Origin of the sequence: Mycobacterium sp. WMMD1722, assembly GCF_049315205.1 — a bacterium.
Classification (GTDB): domain Bacteria; phylum Actinomycetota; class Actinomycetes; order Mycobacteriales; family Mycobacteriaceae; genus Mycobacterium.
Genome location: NZ_CP186056.1, coordinates 1658684 through 1681419, shown reverse-complemented (window position 1 = coordinate 1681419; position 22736 = coordinate 1658684). Strand labels below are relative to the sequence as shown.

Annotated in this window: 22 protein-coding genes; 12 read left to right on the top strand and 10 right to left on the bottom strand. The window is 69.4% G+C overall.

What is annotated here, in order from left to right; translation table 11 throughout:
• Positions 1-53 precede the first annotated feature (53 nt).
• Together ACN27E_RS07830 and ppgK are read right to left on the bottom strand one after the other, a co-directional pair.
• Entirely contained in the window at positions 54-1553 is a 1500-nt protein-coding gene (locus tag ACN27E_RS07830) for an RNA polymerase sigma factor (protein WP_422747992.1), read from the bottom strand.
• 219 nt (positions 1554-1772) lie between these two features.
• Positions 1773-2582 (bottom strand): polyphosphate--glucose phosphotransferase, encoded by an 810-nt coding sequence (ppgK, locus tag ACN27E_RS07825; RefSeq protein ID WP_422747990.1) that lies wholly within the window; start codon positions 2580-2582, stop codon positions 1773-1775.
• Positions 2583-2716: 134 nt separating this feature from the next.
• On the opposite strand from ppgK, the gene ACN27E_RS07820 reads away from it, so the two are divergent.
• The gene (locus tag ACN27E_RS07820) at positions 2717-3586 is read left to right on the top strand and encodes an inositol monophosphatase family protein (protein ID WP_422747988.1); all 870 of its coding nucleotides are present in this window, start codon (positions 2717-2719) and stop codon (positions 3584-3586) included.
• A 3-nt stretch (positions 3587-3589) separates the two neighbouring features.
• Here ACN27E_RS07820 and cei read toward each other — a convergent pair whose 3' ends face one another.
• A complete protein-coding gene (cei, locus tag ACN27E_RS07815) occupies positions 3590-4246 on the bottom strand; it encodes an envelope integrity protein Cei (RefSeq protein ID WP_422747986.1) in 657 nt (218 codons plus the stop codon).
• 181 nt (positions 4247-4427) lie between these two features.
• Between cei and ACN27E_RS07810 the strand changes: the two genes are divergently transcribed.
• Positions 4428-4730: a DUF4193 domain-containing protein gene (locus ACN27E_RS07810; protein WP_066829195.1), complete on the top strand. Its 303-nt coding sequence runs from the start codon at positions 4428-4430 to the stop codon at positions 4728-4730.
• Positions 4731-4747: 17 nt separating this feature from the next.
• On the opposite strand, the gene ACN27E_RS07805 is transcribed toward ACN27E_RS07810, so the two are convergent.
• The gene (locus ACN27E_RS07805; protein ID WP_422747984.1) at positions 4748-5227 is read right to left on the bottom strand and encodes a DUF3093 domain-containing protein; all 480 of its coding nucleotides are present in this window, start codon (positions 5225-5227) and stop codon (positions 4748-4750) included.
• Between the two features lie 25 nt (positions 5228-5252).
• On the opposite strand from ACN27E_RS07805, the gene dut reads away from it, so the two are divergent.
• From dut to ACN27E_RS07790, 3 genes are all read left to right on the top strand, one after another.
• Complete coding sequence (gene dut, locus ACN27E_RS07800) at positions 5253-5717, top strand: dUTP diphosphatase (RefSeq protein WP_422747982.1); 465 nt, start codon at positions 5253-5255, stop codon at positions 5715-5717.
• Positions 5718-6476, top strand: a complete 759-nt coding sequence (locus tag ACN27E_RS07795; RefSeq protein ID WP_422747980.1) for a DUF3710 domain-containing protein — start codon at positions 5718-5720, stop codon at positions 6474-6476.
• Between the two features lie 100 nt (positions 6477-6576).
• On the top strand, positions 6577-7539 hold the full coding sequence (locus tag ACN27E_RS07790) for an IS481 family transposase (protein WP_422749702.1): 963 nt from the start codon (positions 6577-6579) through the stop codon (positions 7537-7539).
• Between the two features lie 13 nt (positions 7540-7552).
• On the opposite strand, the gene ACN27E_RS07785 is transcribed toward ACN27E_RS07790, so the two are convergent.
• Entirely contained in the window at positions 7553-8266 is a 714-nt protein-coding gene (locus tag ACN27E_RS07785) for an alpha/beta fold hydrolase (RefSeq protein ID WP_422747977.1), read from the bottom strand.
• A 148-nt stretch (positions 8267-8414) separates the two neighbouring features.
• Between ACN27E_RS07785 and ACN27E_RS07780 the strand changes: the two genes are divergently transcribed.
• Genes ACN27E_RS07780 through ACN27E_RS07770 form a run of 3 tightly spaced genes read left to right on the top strand, consistent with a single transcriptional unit; the run spans position 8415 to position 10937 of the window.
• Positions 8415-8786 carry an OB-fold nucleic acid binding domain-containing protein gene (locus ACN27E_RS07780; protein ID WP_422747975.1) on the top strand — a complete coding sequence of 124 codons (372 nt, stop codon included), beginning with the start codon at positions 8415-8417 and terminating at the stop codon, positions 8784-8786.
• Positions 8783-9493: a DUF3159 domain-containing protein gene (locus ACN27E_RS07775; protein ID WP_422747974.1), complete on the top strand. Its 711-nt coding sequence runs from the start codon at positions 8783-8785 to the stop codon at positions 9491-9493. The genes ACN27E_RS07780 and ACN27E_RS07775 overlap by 4 nt, the downstream gene beginning before the upstream one ends.
• A gap of 7 nt (positions 9494-9500) precedes the next feature.
• A complete protein-coding gene (locus ACN27E_RS07770) occupies positions 9501-10937 on the top strand; it encodes an MFS transporter (protein ID WP_422747972.1) in 1437 nt (478 codons plus the stop codon).
• On the opposite strand, the gene ACN27E_RS07765 is transcribed toward ACN27E_RS07770, so the two are convergent.
• Complete coding sequence (locus ACN27E_RS07765; RefSeq protein WP_422747970.1) at positions 10934-11602, bottom strand: potassium channel family protein; 669 nt, start codon at positions 11600-11602, stop codon at positions 10934-10936. The two genes, ACN27E_RS07770 and ACN27E_RS07765, sit on opposite strands and share 4 nt — an antisense overlap.
• A 46-nt stretch (positions 11603-11648) precedes the next feature.
• Positions 11649-12317, bottom strand: a complete 669-nt coding sequence (locus ACN27E_RS07760; protein WP_422747968.1) for a potassium channel family protein — start codon at positions 12315-12317, stop codon at positions 11649-11651.
• 98 nt (positions 12318-12415) lie between these two features.
• Between ACN27E_RS07760 and ACN27E_RS07755 the strand changes: the two genes are divergently transcribed.
• The 4 genes from ACN27E_RS07755 to dxs all read left to right on the top strand — a co-directional run bounded on the left by ACN27E_RS07755 (position 12416) and on the right by dxs (position 19020).
• Entirely contained in the window at positions 12416-14407 is a 1992-nt protein-coding gene (locus ACN27E_RS07755) for an APC family permease (RefSeq protein WP_422747966.1), read from the top strand.
• Positions 14404-15654, top strand: coding sequence for a class I SAM-dependent RNA methyltransferase (locus ACN27E_RS07750; RefSeq protein ID WP_422747965.1), 1251 nt, complete (start codon positions 14404-14406; stop codon positions 15652-15654). The genes ACN27E_RS07755 and ACN27E_RS07750 overlap by 4 nt, the downstream gene beginning before the upstream one ends.
• An 89-nt stretch (positions 15655-15743) precedes the next feature.
• Positions 15744-17057: a Na+/H+ antiporter NhaA gene (gene nhaA / locus ACN27E_RS07745; protein ID WP_422747964.1), complete on the top strand. Its 1314-nt coding sequence runs from the start codon at positions 15744-15746 to the stop codon at positions 17055-17057.
• Positions 17058-17085: 28 nt separating this feature from the next.
• Positions 17086-19020 (top strand): 1-deoxy-D-xylulose-5-phosphate synthase, encoded by a 1935-nt coding sequence (gene dxs / locus ACN27E_RS07740; protein ID WP_422747962.1) that lies wholly within the window; start codon positions 17086-17088, stop codon positions 19018-19020.
• Here dxs and ACN27E_RS07735 read toward each other — a convergent pair.
• From ACN27E_RS07735 to ACN27E_RS07725, 3 genes are read right to left on the bottom strand one after another with little or no spacing between them, the layout of a single operon-like run.
• Positions 19001-20698, bottom strand: a complete 1698-nt coding sequence (locus tag ACN27E_RS07735; RefSeq protein WP_422747960.1) for an alkaline phosphatase D family protein — start codon at positions 20696-20698, stop codon at positions 19001-19003. The two genes, dxs and ACN27E_RS07735, sit on opposite strands and share 20 nt — an antisense overlap.
• 44 nt (positions 20699-20742) lie before the next feature.
• On the bottom strand, positions 20743-22023 hold the full coding sequence (locus ACN27E_RS07730; protein WP_422747958.1) for an HRDC domain-containing protein: 1281 nt from the start codon (positions 22021-22023) through the stop codon (positions 20743-20745).
• 1 nt (position 22024) lies between these two features.
• Entirely contained in the window at positions 22025-22618 is a 594-nt protein-coding gene (locus ACN27E_RS07725) for a DUF3000 domain-containing protein (RefSeq protein ID WP_422747956.1), read from the bottom strand.
• Between the last annotated feature and the right edge of the window lie 118 nt (positions 22619-22736).

The following is a 22736-nucleotide window of genomic DNA, read 5'->3' as shown; positions in this document are numbered from 1 at the left end:
TTTCGGCACTGGCCCGCAAATCTGCAGGTCAGGACACCGAACCGGAGTGTCGCTCAGTCCAGGTAGTCGCGCAACACCTGGGAACGACTGGGATGGCGCAGCTTGCTCATCGTCTTGCTCTCGATCTGGCGGATGCGCTCACGGGTGACGCCGTAGACCTGGCCGATCTCGTCGAGGGTGCGCGGCTGTCCGTCGGTGAGGCCGAAGCGCAGCCGGACTACGCCGGCCTCGCGCTCGGACAGCGTCTCCAGGACCGACTGCAGCTGATCCTGCAGCAGTGTGAAGGACACCGCGTCCACGGCCACGACGGCCTCGGAATCCTCGATGAAGTCGCCGAGCTGGCTGTCGCCCTCGTCGCCGATGGTCTGATCGAGCGAGATCGGTTCACGCGCGTACTGCTGGATCTCCAGCACCTTCTCCGGCGTGATGTCCATCTCCTTGGCGAGCTCCTCGGGCGTGGGCTCGCGGCCCAGGTCCTGCAGCAACTCGCGCTGGATACGACCCAGCTTGTTGATCACCTCGACCATGTGCACCGGGATGCGGATGGTGCGGGCCTGGTCGGCCATCGCGCGGGTGATGGCCTGGCGGATCCACCATGTGGCGTATGTGGAGAACTTGTAGCCCTTGGTGTAGTCGAACTTCTCGACCGCGCGGATCAGGCCGAGGTTGCCCTCCTGGATGAGGTCGAGGAACGCCATACCGCGTCCGGTGTAGCGCTTGGCCAGCGACACCACCAGGCGCAGGTTCGCCTCGAGCAGGTGGTTCTTGGCGCGGTCACCGTCGCGGCAGATCCACTGCATATCGCGACGCTGCTGGACGGGCAGCTTCTCGCCCTTCTCGGCGAGCTCGGCGAGTTTCTGCGTCGCGAACAGGCCGGCCTCGATCCGTTTGGCGAGTTCGACCTCCTCCTCCGCGTTGAGCAGCGCGACCTTGCCGATCTGCTTGAGGTAGGCGCGCACGGAGTCGGCCGACGCGGTCAGCTCGGCGTCCTTGCGCGCCTGACGCAACGCCTCGGACTCCTCCTCGTCCCAGACGAAGTCGCCGGAGGCCTTGTCCTTCTCGGACGGTTCGGCGATCTCTTCGTCTTCGGTCGCCGGTGCGGCGGTCACCACACCCTTGGCGGGCGCGGCGGCTCCGGCCGCGGCCGGCTCCTCGTCGGCGTCCTCGGCATCGTCGGAGTCGTCAGAGTCGTCAGAGTCGTCGTCCGCGTCCTCGGCATCGTCGGTGTCGAGCTCGTCGAGTTCGATGTCGTCGGTGTCGAGGGTCTCCAAATCGTCGCCCGGCTCACCGTCGAGTTCGTCGGTCGACTCGAGGTCCTCGTCGACGACTCCCTCGGCGCCGGCCTCCGGTGCGGTGGACTTCTTCGCGCGGCCCCGCGCGGCCGGACCGGTCGTCGATTTGGCGGCCCGCTTGGTGCCGGCGGCCTTGGCGGCCCGCTTGGCGGGGGCCGCTCCGTTCGAGGTCTTGGCCGCGGACGCCTTCTTCGCGGGAGTCTTGGTGGCGGTGCGCTTCACCGGCTCGTCGGTTGCCGGGCTTGCCTTTGTCGCTGCCACGTACGCCCTTTCGGTCTTGCATGTTCCGGTGCGCACCCGGCATCCCTCGCTCGGGCGGGGGACAGGGCGCTACCGAAAGCGTCGGCTATGTCGAATGCTGGCGTGATCTCTAGCTCGGGATATCTGCCGCTATTCGGTTGGCGGCCGCCGCAGATCATTGTAGCGACTACAGCGGGGTGTGCCGCGCCGTGCGGCCGTTTCTCCGCGGGGCGCGCGGAGTTACCGAACGGTAGCTGTGACGTTGACCTCGGCCGCCATCGCGGCGCCCACGATGCCCGCGGAGTTCTGCAGGGCCGCGGCGACCACCGGTGTCCGGTTCTTCAGCAGCGGAATCCACTTGTCCGCCTTGCGGCTGATACCGCCGCCGGCGATGAAGAGATCCGGCCAGATCGCGTTCTCGATCGCGACGAGCACCTTGGTGACCTCGACGGTCCACCGCTCGTAGCTCCAGTCCTTGCGCTCCTTGACCGAGGACGCAGCGCGGTGCTCGGCCTCCTTGCCGCCCACCTCGAGATGGCCGAATTCGGTGTTCGGCAGCAGGATGCCGTTGTGGATGACCGCCGAGCCGATGCCGGTGCCGAACGTCAGCAGCACGATCACGCCGGTGTTGTCCTTACCCGCCCCGAAGCGCTCCTCGGCCAGACCGGCGGCGTCGGCGTCGTTGAGCACGGTGACCGGTTGCCCGTCGAGCGCGGCGCTGTACACCTGCTGGGCGTTGACGCCCAGCCATGATTTGTCGACGTTGGCCGCGGTGTGCACGACACCGTTGGTCACGACGCCGGGATAGGTGACGCCGAGTTTGCCGGTCCAGCCGAACTCGCGGACCACCTGGGCGATCGTCGCGGCCACCGCATCGGGCGTGGCGGGCTGCGGGGTGGGCAATTTGAACCGCTCACCGACCAGCTGGCCGGTGTCGAGGTCGACGATGCCGCCCTTGACGCCGCTGCCACCGACGTCGATACCGAATCCGCGGCGGGCCGGCTCGCCGTCTGTTGCGGCTACGACAGCAGGCGGATCGGTGGCGGTCATCGGCGCTCCTAAGCAGATCGGCCCGGCGGGTGACGCGCGAGCCGCGTCCGCGGTTGACAGCGTAGTGGCTCACCGATTCCCCCGCGTGGGTGTCGGTCACCTCGACGCAGACATTCGGCGCGCGCCGTGGTGCGATGGCACGCGTGAGCGACGGCGACGCAGACCGAGACGATCCACGGGCGTTACGCGCGGTGGCCGAACAGCTGGCGACCGAGGCGGCGGAGTTCGTCCGACGCCGCCGGGCCGAGGTGTTCGGGACCACGGCGGCCGCCGCCGGATCCGGGGCCGTGACGGCCAAGAGCACCCCGACCGATCCGGTCACGGTCGTGGACACCGAGACCGAACGGTTGCTGCGCGAACGATTGGCCACCCTGCGCCCGGACGACCAGATCCTCGGTGAGGAGGAGGGCGGCTCGGCCGACGCCGCGGCCGGTCAGCTGACCTGGGTGCTCGATCCGATCGACGGCACCGTCAACTTCGTCTACGACATCTGGGCCTATGCGGTGTCGGTGGCCGTACAGCGCGACGGCGAGTCGGTGGCCGGTGCCGTGGCCGACGTGGCGAACGCCGCGGTGTACTCCGCGGCCCGCGGTGACGGCGCGGTTCTGCGCGCGAAGGGCGAGGTGACGCCGCTGCGCTGCAGTACCGCGAGCGAGCTGTCGCTGGCGCTGTTGGGCACCGGGTTCGCCTACGCGCCTCAACGGCGTCACGAGCAGGCCCGCGTTCTCGTCGGCGTGCTGCCCCGGGTGCGCGACGTGCGCCGCATCGGCTCCTGTGCGCTGGACCTGTGCATGGTGGCGGCGGGCCGGCTGGACGCCTACTACGAGGACGGCGTCAACGTGTGGGACTGGGCGGCCGGGGCACTGATCGCCGCCGAGGCGGGGGCCACGGTGCGCCTACCCGCCACGGCCGGCGCCGTGGGCGGCGCAGGTCTGGTGGTCGCCGCCGCGCCCGGGGTCGCCGCGGAACTGGACGACGTGCTGCGCGAGGTGGGCGTCCGGTAGCGCTCAGCAGGTGCCGTTGTGGATGCGGGTGATCAGCGCGGAGTCGGCCGGGGCCGTCGCATCCGGACGCAGGCTGGCCAGCACCGCCTCGATGTCTTCGCTGCTGCTGAGCTGGGAGAAGTCGGTACCGATGGCCAGGTCGACGGTGTCGTCGGGCCGCTGATCCTCGAACAGCTCGGTGCACGGTGCCACCAGCCAGACCGCGGCGGCGGCGGCCCGTCCGGCCGGGCCGAACCGGATCTGGCCCTGGCACTGCAGCCGGGCGGTGGCGTAGATGGGATCGTTGGCGGCCTCGGGGGCGGTGAAACCCAGATCGCGTAGTTCGCCGGCCACCTCGCCGGCCTGGCCGCCCTGACCGCTGGCGTTGAGCACCCGGATCTTGGTGTCGGCGAGCTTGGCGGGCGTGACACCGGCCATCTCTTCGCGCGAGACCTGCTGCCCCAGCGGCGGTGGCGGCGGCTGGGTCGCGGGGGCCGGCGGCGGCTGATTGCAGACCGCCGCGGCGGGTACCACTGTCTGCTGGTTGAGCGCGATCAACCACACCACCATCGAGACCACCGCCAGGGCCGCGATCAGGGCGATGCCGGGCAGGTAGTTGCGCCGGCGAAAGGGGCGACCGTTTCTGTCGAACGCGGTGCCTTCGGTGATGTGTGCGACCACCCCGACACTCTAAAGCCACGGTGGCGCGACACCCGTTCCAGGTGACACGGCGGGTGTGAGGTAAATCACAGTCGAGGACGGCGGTTTGCGGGCACGAATCGTTTGGTGAATGCGTTCGACGCTGGTACAAAGCACTGCTGCAGATTGACGGTGCGGGATTTTTCGGAGGGGACGGCACTACATGGCTACCGACTACGACGCCCCACGGCGTACGGAGACCGACGACGTCTCCGAGGATTCACTGGAGGAACTCAAGGCCCGGCGTAACGAGGCGCAATCCGCGGTCGTCGATGTCGACGAGTCCGAGACGGCCGAGAACTTCGAACTGCCCGGCGCGGACCTGTCCGGCGAGGAACTCTCGGTTCGCGTCGTTCCCAAACAGGCCGACGAGTTCACCTGCTCGAGCTGCTTCCTGGTTCACCATCGCAGCCGGCTGGCCAGCGAGAAGAACGGCATGATGATCTGCTCGGACTGCGCGGCCTGACCGCTGGGCGTTGACCGTCAGCGATCCAGCGCGGCCAGCACCCGGTCGGGATGACGGGTGCTGATCAGCCAGTACGGCGTGGGATCCTCAGGGTCGTCGAGGACCAGGAGCACCAGCGGGCCGACCCAGGCCCGGTGCACGACGTACGCGGCCGGATCGAGCTGACGGCCCAGCGCCGCCGACTTCGCCGAGCGCGGCACCTCGGCGCGTCGCGACACCACGCTCATCGGCACGTGCGCGGGTCCCACCCACAGCTCGACCTCCCCACCGGGCTCACCGAGCACCCTGACCTCGGTGCGGCCGAACCACACCAGCACGACCCCGGCCACCGGCAGCAGCACCGCGAACGGCACCCATGCGGGCATCGCCTCGATCCCCATGTCGACTTCGTAGGCGATGAGCGCCGCAAGGCCCAGGCCGGGCAGCCACCACCACCACGGCACCGACAGCCGCTCCCGATAGCGCACCGTTTGGGTGGCTGCGCGCGTGTCAGACATGCGGCTCAGAGTAATCTCGTGCGTCGTGTCCACCTTCCTGGCGGTCGTGCGGCTGGACCGCGAACTGCCGATGCCCACCCGGGCTCACGACGGCGACGCGGGCGTCGATCTGTGCAGTGCCTGCGATGTCGAACTGGGTCCCGGTGAACGGGCGCTCGTGCCGACCGGCATCGCAGTGGCGATTCCGCACGGCATGGTGGGGCTGATTCATCCACGATCGGGTCTGGCTGCGCGCGTTGGCCTTTCGATTGTGAACAGCCCCGGTACGATTGATGCGGGCTATCGGGGGGAGATCAGGGTTTCGCTGATCAACCTCGACCCCCGCACACCGATCGTGATCAGGCGCGGGGACCGCATCGCCCAGCTGCTGGTGCAGCGGGTGGAACTGCCCGAGCTGGTCGAGGTGACGTCGTTCGACGACGCCGGACTGGCTGAAACCACCCGTGGCGCAGGCGGCCACGGATCCTCCGGCGGACATGCGAGTTTATAAATGGCAATCGGTAAGCACAGAAGCGACGACAGTGCGGAGCGCGACCTCGAGGTCGGCGAGAACGTGGCGAACGGGGCCTCCGACGACGACTTCGACGGGCCGTTCGACATCGAGGACTTCGACGACCCCGCGGTGGCCGCAGAAGGCCGCCTGGATCTCGGATCGGTGTTGATCCCGATGCCCGCCGGGGGCCAGGTCCAGGTCGAGCTCAGCGAAAACGGGGTGCCCAGCGCGGTGTGGGTGGTCACCCGCAACGGTCGCTTCACCGTGGCGGCCTACGCTGCGCCCAAGTCCGCAGGGCTGTGGCGCGACGTGGCCACCGAACTGGCCGAGTCGCTGCGCAAGGACGGCGCCTCGGTCACCATCCAGGACGGCCCCTGGGGTCGCGAGGTGGTCGGCACCGCGGCCGGGGTCGCCCGATTCATCGGCATCGACGGGTACCGGTGGATGATCCGCTGCGTGGCCAACGGCCTGGCCGAGAACTTCGACGCGCTGACCGCCGAGGTGCGCGAGGCGCTGCGCGACACCGTCGTGCGCCGCGGTGACACACCGCTGCCGGTGCGGACACCGCTGCCGGTGAACCTGCCCGAACCGATGGCCGAGCAGCTGCGCGCCGCCGCGGCCCAGCAGGCCGCCGCGCAGCAAGCCCAGCAACAGCAGGCCCAGCAGCAGCACCAGCAGGCGCCTCCGGAGCCGGCGGCCCGCCGCAGCGCACAGGGCTCGGCGATGCAACAGCTGCGCACCATCACCGGCGGCTAGCTGTACCCGGCAGGGACGTTGTTGACGGTTTGGCTGTGAGAAGGGAGGACCTCCGGGCTTAGTGGAGATGTCTGACGTCTTCACACACTCGGAGGTCCTCGTGTCCCACGCTAACGCTCGTTTGACGGTTCATGGTCGACAACTACTCGTCGACCGGATTCTGATTGGTGGTCGCAAGGCCGCTCACGTCGCCGCTGAACTCGGTGTGTCCCGTCAGTGCGCGTATCGCTGGGTAAGCCGCTTCCTCGAGGAGGGTGCGGCCGGACTGGCCGACCGCTCCTGCAGGCCGCATCACAGCCCCGCCCGCACCGCGCCAGAGGTAGAAGCCGCGATCGTGGTGCTACGCCGGTCTGCTCGGCGTGGCCAGCAGTTCATCGCCGACGAGCTGGGCGTGCCGGCCCGCACCGTCAGCACGGTCCTGCGCCGCCACCACCTGCCCTATCTACGCGACTGCGACCCATTGACCGGGCAGGTCATCCGCTCGTCGAAAGCCACTGCGGTCCGGTATGAACGTGAGCGCCCGGGCGAGCTGATTCACATGGATGTCAAGAAGATCGGGCGGATCCCCGACGGCGGCGGGTGGAAAGCTCACGGCCGCAGCGAACAGGTCCGCGGGCGCGGCATCGGCTACGACTACGTGCACTCAGCGATCGACGACCACTCCCGGCTGGCCTATTCAGAGATCTTGCCCGATGAGAAAGGGCCAACCTGTGCCGAATTCTTGACTCGCGCAGCGGCCTACTTCACCACCGCAGGCATCGAGCGCATCGAAGGCGTGATGACCGACAACGCGTTGGCTTACCGCCGCAGCACCGACATGCACAAGGCAGTGGCCCGGCTGGGAGCCCGCCAGGTGTTCATCCGCCCGCACTGCCCCTGGCAGAACGGCAAGGCCGAGCGGTTCAACCGCACCCTGCAAACCGAATGGGCCTACCACCAAGTGTTCGACTCCAACGATTCCCGCTGCGCAGCCCTTGCCCCATGGCTCGAGCACTACAACAATCAGCGACGCCACTCAGCCATCGGAGACCAACCCCCGATCAGCCGACTGTCAACAACGTGACTGCCGGGTACAGCTAGCTCAGGCGCCCGGCAGCCTCGCGCAGGGCGGCCACGGCGGCGGTGCCCAACACCGCGGGATCGGCGCCCATCTCGTCCAGCGTGACCGTGCGCACGGCGGCGGCCGGCGCCGCGGAGACCCATTCGACCGCGACCTCGACCGGATGCACCGGATCGTCGGTGGCCGCCACGACACCCAGCGGCGCGCCCAGCGTCTCGAGTTGCGCCACGGTCGGCGCAACGTACTCGGCCGCCTCCGCCATGGCGTCCGGCAACCCCGGCCACTGCCCGGCCCACGAACGGGACAGCTCGTCGGCGAGCCAGCGCGGACTGGAGTCCCGCATCTGATGCGTTGCGGCGACCAGTCCGTCGCGGCGCAACACGTGCGCGGAGTGCCGCGCGGTCATCGCCGCCGGCGTATTGTGCGGTGACCCGCTCCAGGCCGGCAGCACGGCGAGGACCCCCACCGTGCGGTCGGGATGGGCCAGCGCCCACTCCACCGCCACCGCCGCCCCGATCGACACCCCGCCGACGGCGACCGGGCCCGCGTCGGCGGCCTCGTCCAGAGCATTCCGGTACCCGCCGATCAGGTGTTCCGGTCGGGGCGCGGGGGTGACCACCACCGCTCCGGCTGCGTGCAGAGCAGGGGAGAAGGCCCGGTAGACGTAGTCGTCGTCAGAGCCGGTACCGGGGAGCAACACCGTGGTCACGCCGCGCAGATCGACCGTCACGAGACGATCGTGCCCGCTGCGTCAAATCCGGGGGATTAGAACGGCGCGCCGTGGTCAACCCCGCATGGCATATCGGAACCAAGAGGTCTACCGTGGCGTTGCATCAATGGTGGATCCACGGTGGATCCGCAGAAGGTCAGGAGTGGCCATGGCAACGGCCGAAGGGTACCTACGTCGACTCACCCGACGTCTGACGGAGGACCCAGAGCAACTCGACGTCGAGGAGCTCAACGACGAAGCCGCCAGTACCGGCGCCCAGAAGGCGATCGACTGCCGGCGCGGTCAGGAAGTCACGATGATCGGCACCCTGCGCAGTGTGGAGACCAACTCCAAGGGCTGCGCCGGCGGTGTGCGAGCCGAGCTGTTCGACGGCACCGACACCGTGATGCTGGTGTGGCTGGGTCAGCGCCGGATCGCCGGCATCGAATCCGGCCGCACGCTGCGCGTGCACGGACGGGTCGGAAAGCTCGAGAACGGCACCAAGGCGATCTACAACCCGCTCTACGAGATCCAGAAGTGAGCGAACCCGGAGACGAACCGGGCCAGAAGAGCACCGCCCAGGCGATCCTGGCGCAGATGGGCGGCGTGAGCGGCCTGATCTATTCCTCGCTGCCCGTCCTGGTGTTCGTCCCGATCTCCTCGATGGCCGGGCTCGTCCCCGCCATCGGGGCCGCCCTCGGCGTGGCGACACTCATCCTCATCTGGCGGCTGGTGCGCAAGGACTCGGTGCAGCCCGCGATCTCCGGATTCCTCGCCGTCGGCGTCAGCGCCCTGATCGCCTATCTGGTCGGCGAGTCCAAGGGCTACTTCCTCTACGGCATCTGGATGTCGCTGGTGTACGCGTGCCTGTTCGCGCTGTCGGTGCTGGTGCGCCGGCCGATCGTCGGCTTCTTCTGGAGTTGGATCGGCGGGCATGGCCGCACCTGGCGTGCGGTTCCCAAGGCGGTGCGGGCGTTCGACGCGGCGACGCTGACCTGGGTCGCGGTGTTCGCGTCTCGCTTCGTCGTCCAGGAACATCTCTACGACCAGGACCAGACCGGCTGGCTGGGTGTCGCGCGCATCGCCATGGGCTGGCCACTCACCGGGGTCGCCGCGTTGGCCACCTATCTGGCGATCAAATCGGCCCAGCGGGCGATCGACGCCCACACCGCTGCGGACCGGCCCGACCCCACGCTCGCCGACGACGCGGCCGACGCCTCCACTGACATCGACACCCGCGTCGACTGATCCGGCGGTGCCCCCCGACGACCGCACCGATCGTCGTCTTGTCGCGGTCGCGGTGCTGGCCTCGTTCGTGGCGTTCCTCGACGGTTCGGTGGTCAACCTCGCGCTGCCCGCGATCAGCGCCGACTTCGGCGGCGGTCTGTCGCTGCAGCAATGGGTGGTCGACGGCTACCTGCTCGCGCTGGGCGCGTTGATCCTGGTCGCCGGTGCGGTATCCGACCAGTTCGGGCGGTTGGCCGTGCTGCGGGCCGGGTTGGTGCTGTTCGGTGTCGCCTCGGTGGTGTGTGCGGCCGCGCCGACCGGTGCGGTGCTGGTCGCCGCACGCTGTCTGCAGGGCGTCGGCGCTGCGTTCCTGGTGCCCAGCTCCCTGGCGATGATCAACAGCCGGTTCTCCGGGGCCCGCCAGGCCCGGGCCATCGGCACCTGGACGGCGTGGACCGGTACGGCGTTCGTGGTGGGACCGCTGCTCGGCGGCCTGCTCGTCGACGCCGTGCACTGGCGGGCGATCTTCGGGGTGAACGTCGTTCCGCTCGCTCTGACGCTGTGGCTGATGCGTGCGCTGCCCGGCGACGCGCCGCAGCGCCGCGGCACGGCGCGGGTCGACGTGGCCGGCGCGGCACTCGCGGCGGTCGGGCTGACCGGAGCGGTCTATGCGCTGATCGAACAGCAGCGCCTCGGCCTCACCCATCCGAGCGTGCTGATCGGCCTGGTGTCCGGCGTGGTGTGTCTGACCGCATTCCCGTTCTGGGAGCACCGTTCCCGCCACCCCATGATGCCGCTGTCCATCTTCGCCTCGCGCAACTTCGCGGTCGGCAACCTCGCCACCGTGTTCCTGTACGCGGCGGTGTCGCTGGGCCCGCTGCTGATCGCGTTGTTCCTCCAGGAGGGGGCGGGGCTGTCGGCCACCGCGGCCGGGCTGGCCACGCTGCCGATCCCGGTGCTGTCGTTCCTGCTGGCCCGCCGTTTCGGCACGCTGGCCGGGATGTACGGGCCACGCCTGTTCATGGCTGTCGGCCCACTGATCGGTGCGGCCGGGTTCGTGCTGATGGCCGGCGCGGGCGATCCGTTCGACTTCTGGACCCAGATGCTGCCCGGCCTGGTGCTGTTCGGTCTCGGCCTGACGGTGACGGTGTCGCCGCTGACCGCCGCGGTGCTCGCCGCGGTCGATCCGGCCCAGAGCGGAATCGGCTCGGCGGTCAACAACGCCGTATCTCGCATCGCCGGTCTGGTCGCGATCGCATTCACCGGCCTGATCGTCGGTCAAAGCGCGCTCAGCGCAATGGATTCGGTCGGATTCCGGCGCGGTGCGCTGGTGGTCGCGGCGCTGCTGGCGATCGCCGGGGCGATCTCGGCGGTCGGTATCGGCAACGCCGGAGCGAGCCGCGGCGTCCCCGCCCACGTGGCCGCGCAGTGTCATGACCGCGCGGCTCCGCCACCGGGCCCCTAGCGGGATCGACCCTTCAGCAACAGGTCTCGCAACTCCTCCTCGGCCTCGGCGACCGCCACGAACAGCAGCTCGTCGCCACCCTCGAGGGGTTCGTCGGCTTCGGGCACGATCACCCGGGGGCCGCGCAGGATGGACACCAGGGTGGTGTCGCGCGGCAATTCGAGGCGTTTGACCGGTTTCCCGCCCCACGGTGTGTCGTCGGGCAGCGTGATTTCCAGCAGCGCCGCCTGGCCGGTGCGGAACTCCATGAGCCGCACCAGATCCCCGACGGCCACCGCCTCCTCGACCAGCGAGGCCAACATGCGCGGGGTCGACACCGCGACGTCCACGCCCCAGTTCTCGTCGAAGAGCCATTCGTTGCGGGGATCGTTGACCCGCGCCACGACGCGCGAGACACCGAACTCCGTCTTCGCGAGCAGGCTGACCACCACGTTGACCTTGTCGTCGCCGGTGGCGGCGATCACCACGTCGAAATCCTCGAGGCTCACCGACTCGAGCACCGTGAGCTCGCAGGCGTCGCCGAGGCGCCACTGGGCGGCCGGGATCGCGTCGACGTCGACGTGGTCGGGGTTGCGTTCGAGCAGTGTCACCTCATGACTGCTGTCGAGCAGCTCCCGGGCGATGGAGCGGCCGACGGCTCCGGCTCCGGCGATCGCGACCTTCATCGGCGCCGCTCCTCCGTGGTCCCGCCCGTGTTGATGCCGGCGGCTCTCATTGCTCCTCCTCACCCGGAGGCAGCGCGCTGATCGCCATCGCCTCGGCGATATGGCCGGAGACCGCGGCGATGTACACCTGGTCGCCGGCCTGGATCACGGTTTTGGCGTCGGGCAGCAGACCGCTCCCGAATCGGATCAGGAACGCCACCCGGCCCCCGGTGGCCGCCTCCAGGTCGGTGACCCGGCGGCCGACCCAATCCTCGTGCAGCGGCAGTTCGGCGACCCCGACGTTGCCCGAGGGGTCGCGCCACTTGGTGGTCTCGGTCTCGCGGGTCAGTACGTTGAGCAGCCGGTCGGTCGTCCAGGGCACCGTCGCCACCGTCGGAATGCCGAGGCGCTCATAGACCTTGGCGCGTTTGGCGTCGTAGATACGCGCGACCACCCGCTCCACGCCGAACGTCTCCCGGGCCACCCGGGCTGAGATGATGTTCGAGTTGTCGCCGGACGACACCGCAGCGAATGCGCCGGCCTCCTCGATCCCGGCCCGCAGCAGCACATCGCGGTCGAAGCCCATGCCGAGCACCCGCTCGCCGGCGAACTCCGGACTGAGCCGGTGGAAGGCCGTGCTGTCGCGGTCGATGACCGCGACATCGTGCCCGATCCGGGACAAGCTGTCCGACAGCGACGCGCCCACCCGGCCGCATCCCATCACCACTACACGCACCAGCGGTTTCCTTTCGGCTGTGCCGGTTGTCGGCCGGTAGCGAATCTCCGCAACCGGAACGCTACCGCTAACCGTCGCTGGGCTTACCCTTGGCTCTCGTGTCCAAGGTTTCGACCGCTGCTCGTCGGCTGCTCCTGGGGCGGCCGTTCCGCAGTGACCGGTTGTCCCACACGCTGCTGCCCAAGCGCATCGCGCTACCGGTGTTCGCCTCCGACGCGATGTCGTCGGTGGCCTACGCGCCGGAGGAGATCTTCCTGGTCCTGTCGGTTGCGGGCCTGACCGCCTACTCGATGGCGCCGTGGATCGGTCTGGCGGTGGCGGTGGTGATGCTGATCGTGATCGCGAGTTACCGCCAGAATGTGCACGCCTATCCATCCGGTGGCGGCGACTACGAGGTGGTGACGACCAACCTCGGGCCCACCGCCGGTCTCACCGTGGCCAGCGCACTGCTGGTGGACTATGTGCTCACCGTGGCGGTGTCGATGGCCTCGGCGATGTCGAACATCGGCTCGGCCATCCCCTTCATCGGCGAGCACAAGGTCTGGTTCGCGGTCGCCGCGATCCTGCTGTTGGCCTCGATCAACCTGCGCGGTATCCGGGAATCCGGGACCGCGTTCGCCATTCCCACCTACGCCTTCATGATCGGCATGTACATCATGCTCGGTTGGGGGCTCTTCCAGATCTATGTGCTGGGCGAACCGCTGCGCGCGGAATCCGCCGACTTCTCGGTCGAGGCCGAACACGGCGACGTACTCGGATTCGCCATGGTGTTCCTGGTGGCCAGGGCCTTTTCGTCGGGTTGTGCGGCGCTGACCGGGGTGGAGGCGATCAGCAACGGCGTGCCCGCGTTCCGGAAACCCAAATCGCGCAACGCCGCCGCCACCCTGGCCTTGCTGGGGCTGATCGCGATCAGCCTGTTCATGGGAATCATCATGCTGGCCAAGGCCACCGGGGCCAAGATCGCCGACACGACCGAGCAGCTGATCGGTGCGCCGGAGGGCTATCAGCAGAAGACCTTGATCGCCCAGCTCGCCGATGCGGTCTTCCACGACTTCCCGATCGGCCTGTATCTGATCGCCGGAGTGACCGCGCTGATCCTGGTCCTCGCGGCCAACACCGCGTTCAACGGCTTCCCGGTGCTGGGATCGATTCTGGCTCAGGACCGTTACCTGCCGCGGCAGCTGCACACGCGCGGCGACCGGCTCGCCTTCTCCAACGGCATCCTGTTCCTGGCGTTCGCCGCGATGGCCTTCGTGGTGGCGTTCCAGGCTCAGGTGACGGCGTTGATCCAGCTCTACATCGTCGGGGTCTTCGTGTCGTTCACGCTCAGTCAGATCGGCATGGTGCGACATTGGACCCGGCTGCTGCGCACCGAGACCGATCCCGAGCTGCGCCGCCACATGATGCGCTCACGGATCATCAACGGCATCGGGCTGAGCTGCACCGGCACCGTGCTGGTCATCGTGGTGGTCACCAAGTTCATGGCCGGCGCCTGGATCGCGATCTTGGCGATGACGATCCTGTTCCTGTTGATGAAATTGATCCGCAAGCACTACAACACCGTCTCCCGGGAGCTGGAGGCGCGTGCGGCCGAAGAGGGCGACATCGTCCTGCCCAGCCGCAACCATGCGATCGTGCTGGTGTCGAATCTGCATCTGCCGACCCTGCGCGCCCTGGCCTACGCGCGGGCCACCCGTCCAGATGTGCTCGAGGCGATCACCGTCAGCGTCGACGACGCCGAAACCCGTGCGCTGGTGCACAAGTGGGAGGACAGCGACGTCGCGGTGCCGCTCAAGGTGATCGCCTCGCCCTACCGCGAGATCACCCGACCGGTGCTCGACTACGTCAAGCGGGTCACCAAGGAGTCACCGCGCACGGTGGTCACCGTGTTCATCCCCGAGTACGTGGTGGGTCACTGGTGGGAACAGCTGCTGCACAACCAGAGCGCGCTGCGACTCAAGGGCAGGCTGCTGTTCATGCCCAACGTGATGGTCACCTCCGTACCGTGGCAGCTGACGTCCTCCGAGCGGCTCAAGACCCTGCAACCGCAGTCGGCGCCGGGTGACGCGCGCCGGGGCTTCCTGGAGTGAAGAGACCCGGCACCGCCGAAACCCACGAGCCGGCCCGGGAACTCACCCTGACCACCGGTCCGGCAGCCAACGGCGGCAGCTGCGTCGCCCGCCACGACGGCCGGGTGGTGTTCGTCCGCCACGCGCTGCCCGGCGAGACCGTGCGGGTGCGGGTGGTCGACGAACGCGGGTCGTACTGGCATGCCGATGTGCTCGAAGTGCTCGACGCCTCGCCCGACCGCATTCCGTCGCAGTGCCCGATCGCCGGTGTCGACGGGTCGGGCTGCTGCGATCTGGCGTTCGCCACGCCGGAGGCGGCGCGGCGGCTCAAGGGTGCGGTGGTGGCCAACCAGCTGATGCGCCTGGGCGGATACGCGTGGGGTGCCGACGACGCGGCGGCGGCCGAGCCGCTCGGCGACGGGTCGTCCACCGGATGGCGCACCCGGGTCCGCCTCGACACCGGCGAGCGCGGAGCCCAGTCCGGCCGGGCCGGCTTTCACCGCTACCACAGCGCCGAGCTGGTCACCGATCTGAGCTGCGCCCAACTGCCGGTCGGACTGCTCGACGATCTCGCCCTCCGGCGCTGGCCGCCGGGTGCGCACGTGCACATCGCGCTCGACGACGACGGCGCCCGGCACGTGGTGCAGACCGGGCCCAAGGGGCGGCGCGGCGCAGCGTCGACGACTGTCGTCTCCGGTGGATACGAGGCGGTGCAGCGGGTGGGTGGCCGGGTGTGGCGGATCCCGGTGACGGCCTTCTGGCAGGCCCACCGCGACGCGCCGGGGCGCTACCGCGATCTGGTGACGCACCACGCGCAGCTGCAGCCCGGGATGACCGCATGGGATCTGTACGGCGGCGCAGGGGTATTCGCCGCGGCGCTGGCCGAACAGGTCGGCTCCGGCGGTCGGGTGGTGACGGTCGACACCTCGCGGGCCGCGGGCCGAGCGGCGCGCGCCGCGCTCGCCGACCTCGACCAGATCGGCGTGGTGACCGATTCGGTGCGTCGTGCCCTGTCCGAGCAGCGCGCCGGCGCCGACGTCGCCGTGTTGGACCCGCCGCGCGCGGGGGCGGGCGGCGAGATCATCGGGACGATTGCCGCAGCCGGGGTGCCGCGCATCATCCACATCGGATGCGAAGCCGCCTCGTTCGCTCGCGACGTCGGGCTCTACCTGCGAAACGGCTACACGGTCGAGGAGATCCGGGTGTTCGACTCGTTCCCGCTGACCCATCACGTCGAATGTCTGGCGGTACTCACCCGCTCACGCTGACCCGGGCCCGCTCGACGGCGGTGGGTTACATTGATTCCGGTGTGCCGGGAAGTCTGGTCGGCGACAACATTGCCGACCCCGGAGCCGAAATGACCGAATCGTCCAACCGTCGCCTCCTGTCGCGGGGGTCCTGGCGTGAGACCAGCCGGGCCGCCGAGATCCTGCGCAAGGAGACCGTCGGCGGCGCCATTCTGTTGGTCGCCGCGGCGGTCGCGTTGATCTGGGCCAACTCGCCGTGGTCGGCCGCCTACTTCGGGCTGCGGGATCTCGAGGTCGGCGGCGAACCGTTCGGTCTGCACCTGAGCCTCACCCTCGGCGACTGGGCGGCCGACGGACTGCTGGCGATTTTCTTCTTCGTCGTCGGGCTGGAACTCAAACGCGAATTCGTGGCGGGGGATCTGCGCGATCCGGCGCGTGCTGCCCTGCCGATCGCCGCCGCGATCGGCGGCATGGTCGTGCCGGCGATCATCTTCGTCGCCTTCGCCCTGCCCGCCGGGGACGGCGCGGTGCAGGGGTGGGCCATCCCGACGGCCACCGACATCGCCTTCGCGGTCGCGGTGCTCGCGGTGCTGTCCACCCACCTGCCCTCGGCGCTGCGGACGTTCCTGCTCACCCTGGCCGTCGTCGACGATCTGCTGGCCGTGACCGTCATCGCGGTGTTCTACACCGACAAGATCAACGCGCTGGCTCTTGGGCTGGTCGTCGTTCCGCTGGCCGCGTTCGGGCTGTGCGTACAGCGCCGGATCCGGTCGTGGTGGCTGCTCGTCCCGCTCGCCATCGCGACCTGGGTGCTCATGCACGAATCGGGAGTGCACGCCACCGTGGCCGGTGTGCTGCTCGGCTTCACCGTGCCGGTGGTGCGCAGTGCCGCCGCCGGGGGTCCCGACGCGGGACCGGGTCTGGCCGAGCACTTCGAGCACCGGCTGCGGCCGCTCTCGGCGGGTGTCGCGGTGCCGGTGTTCGCCTTCTTCGCCGCGGGCGTGGCGTTGGGCGGTCTCGACGGTTTTACCCGGGCACTGACCGACCCGGTGACGCTGGGCATCGTGACCGGCCTGGTGGTCGGCAAACCGATCGGGATCTTTCTCACCACCCGGGTGATGTCCGCGGTCACCCGCGCCACCCTCGACAGCGCGCTGGCCTGGGTGGATGTGCTCGGAGTGGCGATGCTGGCCGGTATCGGGTTCACCGTCTCGCTGCTGATCGGCGATCTGGCCTACGGGCAGGGCTCCGTTCGTGACGATTTCGTGAAGGTGGGCGTGCTCACCGGATCGCTGTTGGCGGCGCTGCTGGCCGCGGTGCTGCTGAGGGCCCGCAACCGCCACTACCGGGCCGTTTACGCCGAGGAGACCGCCGACGCCGACCTCGACGGTGTGCCCGATGTCTACCAGTCTCGACAGGACTGACCGCTGGGGCCGTGCGTAGACTGGTCGGATGCTTGAACAGATCCGCGGTCCCGCTGATCTCCAGCACCTTTCGCAAAATCAGCTGGGTGAACTCGCGGGGGAGATCCGTCAGTTCCTCATCCACAAGGTCGCTGCGACCGGTGGCCACCTCGGGCCCAACCTCGGTGTGGTGGAGTTGACGCTGGCCTTGCACCGGGTCTTCGACTCGCCGCACGATCCGATCGTCTTCGACACCGGCCACCAGGCCTACGTCCACAAGATGCTGACCGGACGCGCCCACGACTTCGACTCCCTGCGCAAGAAGGACGGGCTGTCGGGGTATCCGTCGCGCGCCGAGAGTGAACACGACTGGGTCGAGTCCAGCCACGCCAGTGCCGCGCTGTCCTACGCCGACGGACTGGCCAAGGCCTTCGAGCTGACCGGTCACCGCAACCGCCACGTGGTGGCCGTCGTCGGTGACGGAGCGCTGACCGGCGGAATGTGCTGGGAGGCGCTGAACAACATCGCCGCCGCACGCCGGCCGGTGATCATCGTCGTCAACGACAACGGGCGCAGCTACGCACCCACCATCGGCGGCTTCGCCGACCACCTCGCGGCGCTGCGCCTGCAGCCCGGCTACGAGCGCCTGCTCGACGAGGGCCGCAAAGCGGTGCGCGGGCTGCCGGTCATCGGCGAGTTCTGCTACCAGTGCATGCACAGCGTGAAGGCCGGCATCAAAGACGCGCTGTCGCCTCAGGTGATGTTCACCGACCTCGGGTTGAAGTACGTCGGCCCGATCGACGGCCATGACGAACACGCGGTGGAATCAGCGCTGCGCCATGCCCGCGGCTTCAATGCGCCGGTGATCGTCCACGTCGTCACCCGCAAGGGCAACGGCTACGCGCCGGCCGAGAACGACGAGGCCGAGCAGATGCACGCCTGCGGCGTCATCGATGTCGCCACCGGCGCTGCCACCAAGGTGGCCGGTCCGGGGTGGACGTCGGCGTTCACCGAGGCCCTGCTGGCCGCGGGCGCCCGACGGCGCGACGTGGTCGCGATCACCGCGGCGATGCCGGGGCCCACCGGGCTCTCGGCGTTCCGCGACCGGTTCCCGGACCGGTTCTTCGATGTCGGCATCGCCGAACAGCACGCCATGACCTCGGCCGCCGGCCTGGCCATGGGCGGATTGCACCCGGTGGTGGCGATCTATTCGACATTCCTCAACCGCGCGTTCGACCAGATGATGATGGATGTCGCGCTGCACAAGCTGCCCGTCACCATCGTGCTCGACCGCTCCGGGGTCACGGGTCCGGACGGCGCCAGCCACAACGGCATGTGGGATCTGTCGATCCTCGGCATCGTGCCGGGCATGCGGGTCGCCGCGCCGCGTGACGGCGCCCGGTTGCGCGAAGAACTCGCCGAGGCGCTCGACGTCGCCGACGGGCCGACCGCGATCCGGTTCCCCAAGGGCGACGTCGGTGCCGACATCGAGGCTGTCGAACGTCGCGGCGGGGTGGACGTGCTGGCCCGGCCCGATCAGGGCCTGTCCGAGGACGTGCTGCTGGTCGCCGTGGGCCCGTTCGCCGTGATGGCGATGACGGTCGCCGAGCGGCTACGCAACCAGGGCATCGGCGTCACCGTCGTCGATCCGCGGTGGGTGCTGCCGGTCCCCGAGGCGATCACCGAGTTGGCCGCCGCGCACAAACTGGTGGTGACCCTGGAGGACAACGGCGTACACGGCGGCGTCGGATCCGCGGTGTCAGCGGCGCTGCGGCGCGCCGAGATCGACGTGCCCTGCCGCGATCTCGGGTTGCCTCAGCAGTTCTTCGACCACGCCTCGCGTGGCGAGGTACTCGCCGAGGTGGGGCTCACCGACCGCAACATCGCCCGCCAGATCACCGGCTGGATCGCCGCCCAGGGCAGCACCGGCACCGAGACCGGCAGTGCCGACAGCGCCGACGAGGTCAGCGAGCAGCTGGACTGATCGCCGGCTGACCCTGACCCAGGGCCACTCTGGCGACTTCGTCGATACCGTCCTCGCCGCTGGGCTGTTCGAACAGCACCTCGGCGTGCCGACCCGAAATCGACAGCGTCGCAATGGTGTTGCCGAACAGGGGGCCCGCGGAGTTGTTCCAGCTCACCGGCAGATCCGGTGAGCCGTGACGGCGCGCCCAGCGCCGCGTGATCGGCGCCATCCTGTTCGACCACCCGATCTTGAAGGCGGGTTTGACGTAGCCGGGCACGTAGTTGTGCACCGGCGAGCACACCAGCTGGTGTACCGGCACCGCGTCGGGCACGCCGTCGAGGATCGCCCGCGCCGCATAGCTGTGGTGCACATCGCCGGAGAGCACCGTCACGGTCGCGGGCCCGCCCGGACGGGTCGCCGCGCGGCGGATCATCGTCGTCAGCCGGAGAAACGACTTCATGAACGCCGGCCAGTGTTCCAGGTCGGCGGCCTGGCGGATCTGCTCGGCAGGCCACCCGCGCCATCCGGGCTTGTCGGCGGAGATCTCGTTGACGGTCTGCAGGTCCGAGAGCACCGGCGGGAGCAGCCACGGCACCGAAGAGCCGAGGACCAGGTGGTCCACCTCTTCGATGCCGTCCTCGGCCTGAGCCTCGAGCCAGGAGAACTCACGTTCGCCGATCATCATGCGCTCGCCGGAATCGAGGATGCGTCCGTTGCGGCTGTCCATCATGAGGAACCGGCTGCGGCCCATGTCCCAGCGGTAGGAGAACCGCACACCCTTGTTGGCGTCGACCTCGGCGTCGGCGCGGTCGGCCATCTCCACCAGGGCCGGCCACCAGTCGCCGTCGGTGGCGGTCATCCGCTGGTGGTCCTCGTCGGCGGCCAGCTCGTCCGGACTCAGATTGCCCATGTGCTGATAGACCCAGTAGCACGCCAACCCGGCCCGGATCCGGTCGCGCCACCACGGCTCCTGGTTGATCTCGGCCCGCCAGGCCGCGGAGGTGTTCCAGTCGTCGCGGATATCGTGGTCGTCGAAGATCATCGCTGTGGGAACGGTCGACATGATCCAGCGGATCTCCGGATCCGACCACGAATGCCGGTACAGCTCTTCGTATTCGTCGAACGACACCACCTCGTCCGGGGGGCGGTGGGTGTGGTGGAGTCGGCCCCGTCGGCGTCCGGTGAGGTGTTCGCGGGCCTCGGGGGTGAGTTCGTCGGCGTACACCTGATCGCCCAGCAGGATCAACACGTCGGGCCACTGCTCGACCGGCAGCCGGGCCATCCGGCCGGCGTAGCGGTCCAGGGCGTCGGCGCCGAGTTTGTCGTCGATCTCGGCGACCCCGGTCTTGGGATACCGGCAGGAGCCGAACACCGCGCGCAGCCGCTCGGCCATCTGCGGCCCCCGGGTGCGGATCACGCTGGGCGGGAACGGGCTGCCGGGTTCGGGCCACACCTGTCTGCCGTCGATCGACACCTGGTATTCGACGGTGGAGTCCGGCTCCAGGCCGGTGACGGTGACCAACGCATAGTGATGGCCCTGCACCTCGAAAGTGTCGGCGGCACAACCCAACACGGTCACGGTGGCGGGCTTGTCGGTCTGCACCCACACCACGGCGGTGGTCTCACCGACATGGCGTAGCGCAGGGCCCAGAAGGAGGGGATTCTCGACGGCGGTTGACGCTTCGGCGCTCGGCACCAGGAGGCGGTTCCCCCTTCGTCAGAGCCTCAAACGCTACCGGTTCAGCCGTCGGCGGAGGGGGTCAGTGCCGCGGTCAGAACGGGGACCACGAGTTGGCGTTGCCAGGGTCGAACGGCGCTGTCGACGAGGAACTGTTCGATCTGTGTCGCGGTGTCGCCGACGGACTCCCAATCCCAGCACAACCGCCGGACCACCTCGGGTGTGATGAGGTTCTCCGACGGAACGTCGACCCGTTCGGACAGCGCCGCCAGCCCGGCGCGTGCAGCCTCCAGCCGGGCGGCCGCCTCGGGTTTGCGACGCGACCAGCGGGACGGCGGCGGTGGACCGTTGGGCGGTTCGGCCGATTCGGGTGGGTCGTCGGCGGTGCGGGCACGCTCCAGCGCAGCCAGCCACACATTGGCGCTCCGGCGCTGGCGTGTCCCGCCGAAGACCGGCAGCGCGGTGAGCTTGTCGATGGTGTCGGGATCTGTGGTGGCGGCATTGATGATCGCTGCGTCGGGCAGGATGCGTCCCGGTGCGATGTCGCGGCGCCGGGCGATCTCGTCGCGCGTCGTCCACAACTCGCGCACCGCGGCCAGCGCGCGCGGATTGCGGATCTTGTGGATCCCGGATGTGCGCCGCCACCGGTCGCGGCGGGTGGGGGCCGCCGTGTAGGTACGCAGGTGCTCGAATTCCTGTGCCGCCCAGTTCGTCTTGCCCTGCTCTTCGAGCACTGCGGCGACCGCGTCGCGCAGCTCCAGCAGCACCTCGACGTCGAGTGCGGCGTAGTTCAGCCATTCCTCGGGCAGCGGGCGCTTCGACCAGTCGGCGGCCCCGTGCCCCTTCATCAGCTGCAGCCCGAGCAGTTCGGAAACCATGGTGGCCAGATTCACCCGCTGATACCCGGCGAGTCGTCCGGCGAGTTCGGTGTCGTACAACGCCGGCGGCCGCATCCCCAGTTCGGCCAGGCACGGCAGATCCTGATCGGCAGCGTGCAGCACCCATTCGCCGGTGTCCAGGACGTCGGCCACCGGCGCCATCACCATCGTGGGGTCCTCGCCGTGGTTGACCGGGTCGATCAGCACCGTGCCGGCCCCGGCGCGGCGGATCTGCACCAGGTAGGCCCGGTTGGAGTAGCGGAAGCCGGATGCGCGTTCGGCGTCGATCGCGAACGGCCCGTGGCCGGATGCCAGCAGTTCGGCCGCGGAGAGGATCTGCTCGGTGGTGACGGCGAGTTCGGGCACCCCGTCGACGGGGGCCAGCAGCGGCGTGGTCGGCGTCGCGTCGGATTCGGTGGTCTCGGGTTCGGCGCCGTCGGCGTCGCGGTCGGGCTCGTCGGTCATCTCACGCGCGGCTGCGGGAACTCAGATCGGTCACCCCGGCCGGCGGTAGACCCGCGGCATGCTCGAGCACCTCGCAGAACGCCTCGACGTGGGGTCCCAATTCCAGCGAGGTGGCGGTCCAGGAGGCGCGCAGCTCCAGCTGGTGGGCGCGCGGCGGGCCGGAGATGTCGCCGTACCGCACCGAGGTGGTGGCGGTGACCGTGCCGCCCAGCGCCGTCACGTGGTCGGCTCGGGTTTCCAGCGCCTCGACCAGCCAGCTCCACGCGACCTCCGGCAGCAGCGGGTCGACGGCTTCACTGGAGTCGAGGTCGGCCTGGATGTAGGCGACCAGACGCATCGTGCCGTCCCACGCCTCGGCGCCCTCGGGGTCGTGCAGCAGGATCAGTCGGCCGAAGGCGTCGCCGTCGCTGCGTTCGGGCACGATCATCGCGTCGGCGCCCTCGCCCGGGTGACGGACCTCGGCGCCCAGGGCGTAGCTGTAGGGCGCGAGCCGCTGCGGCGGACGAATCGGGCCCAGCTCGATCTCCGGTCGCACGGTGGTGGCATTCATCGCCGCCACCGCAGTACGGAACTGAGCCGGTTCGGCGGTGGTCACGCCGAATGACGCTAGACCATTGCGCCGCACGTCGGCGCAGGCGCGCCGTAGCCGGCGACCACGCCGTGCCCGTCCCGCGTTGACTCTGCCGTCAGATCGTGGGATCGGCGATTCCGGC

Excerpts from the sequence above, each read along its gene's own strand:
- ppgK (WP_422747990.1), bottom strand. The coding sequence starts at position 2,582 with ATGACCGCCACCGATCCGCCTGCTGTCGTAGCCGCAACAGACGGCGAG.
- ACN27E_RS07820 (WP_422747988.1), top strand. The coding sequence starts at position 2,717 with ATGGCACGCGTGAGCGACGGCGACGCAGACCGAGACGATCCACGGGCG.
- ACN27E_RS07810 (WP_066829195.1), top strand. The coding sequence starts at position 4,428 with ATGGCTACCGACTACGACGCCCCACGGCGTACGGAGACCGACGACGTC.
- ACN27E_RS07805 (WP_422747984.1), bottom strand. The coding sequence starts at position 5,227 with ATGTCTGACACGCGCGCAGCCACCCAAACGGTGCGCTATCGGGAGCGG.
- ACN27E_RS07795 (WP_422747980.1), top strand. The coding sequence starts at position 5,718 with ATGGCAATCGGTAAGCACAGAAGCGACGACAGTGCGGAGCGCGACCTC.
- ACN27E_RS07780 (WP_422747975.1), top strand. The coding sequence starts at position 8,415 with ATGGCAACGGCCGAAGGGTACCTACGTCGACTCACCCGACGTCTGACG.
- ACN27E_RS07765 (WP_422747970.1), bottom strand. The coding sequence starts at position 11,602 with ATGAAGGTCGCGATCGCCGGAGCCGGAGCCGTCGGCCGCTCCATCGCC.
- nhaA (WP_422747964.1), top strand. The coding sequence starts at position 15,744 with ATGACCGAATCGTCCAACCGTCGCCTCCTGTCGCGGGGGTCCTGGCGT.
- dxs (WP_422747962.1), top strand. The coding sequence starts at position 17,086 with ATGCTTGAACAGATCCGCGGTCCCGCTGATCTCCAGCACCTTTCGCAA.
- ACN27E_RS07730 (WP_422747958.1), bottom strand. The coding sequence starts at position 22,023 with ATGACCGACGAGCCCGACCGCGACGCCGACGGCGCCGAACCCGAGACC.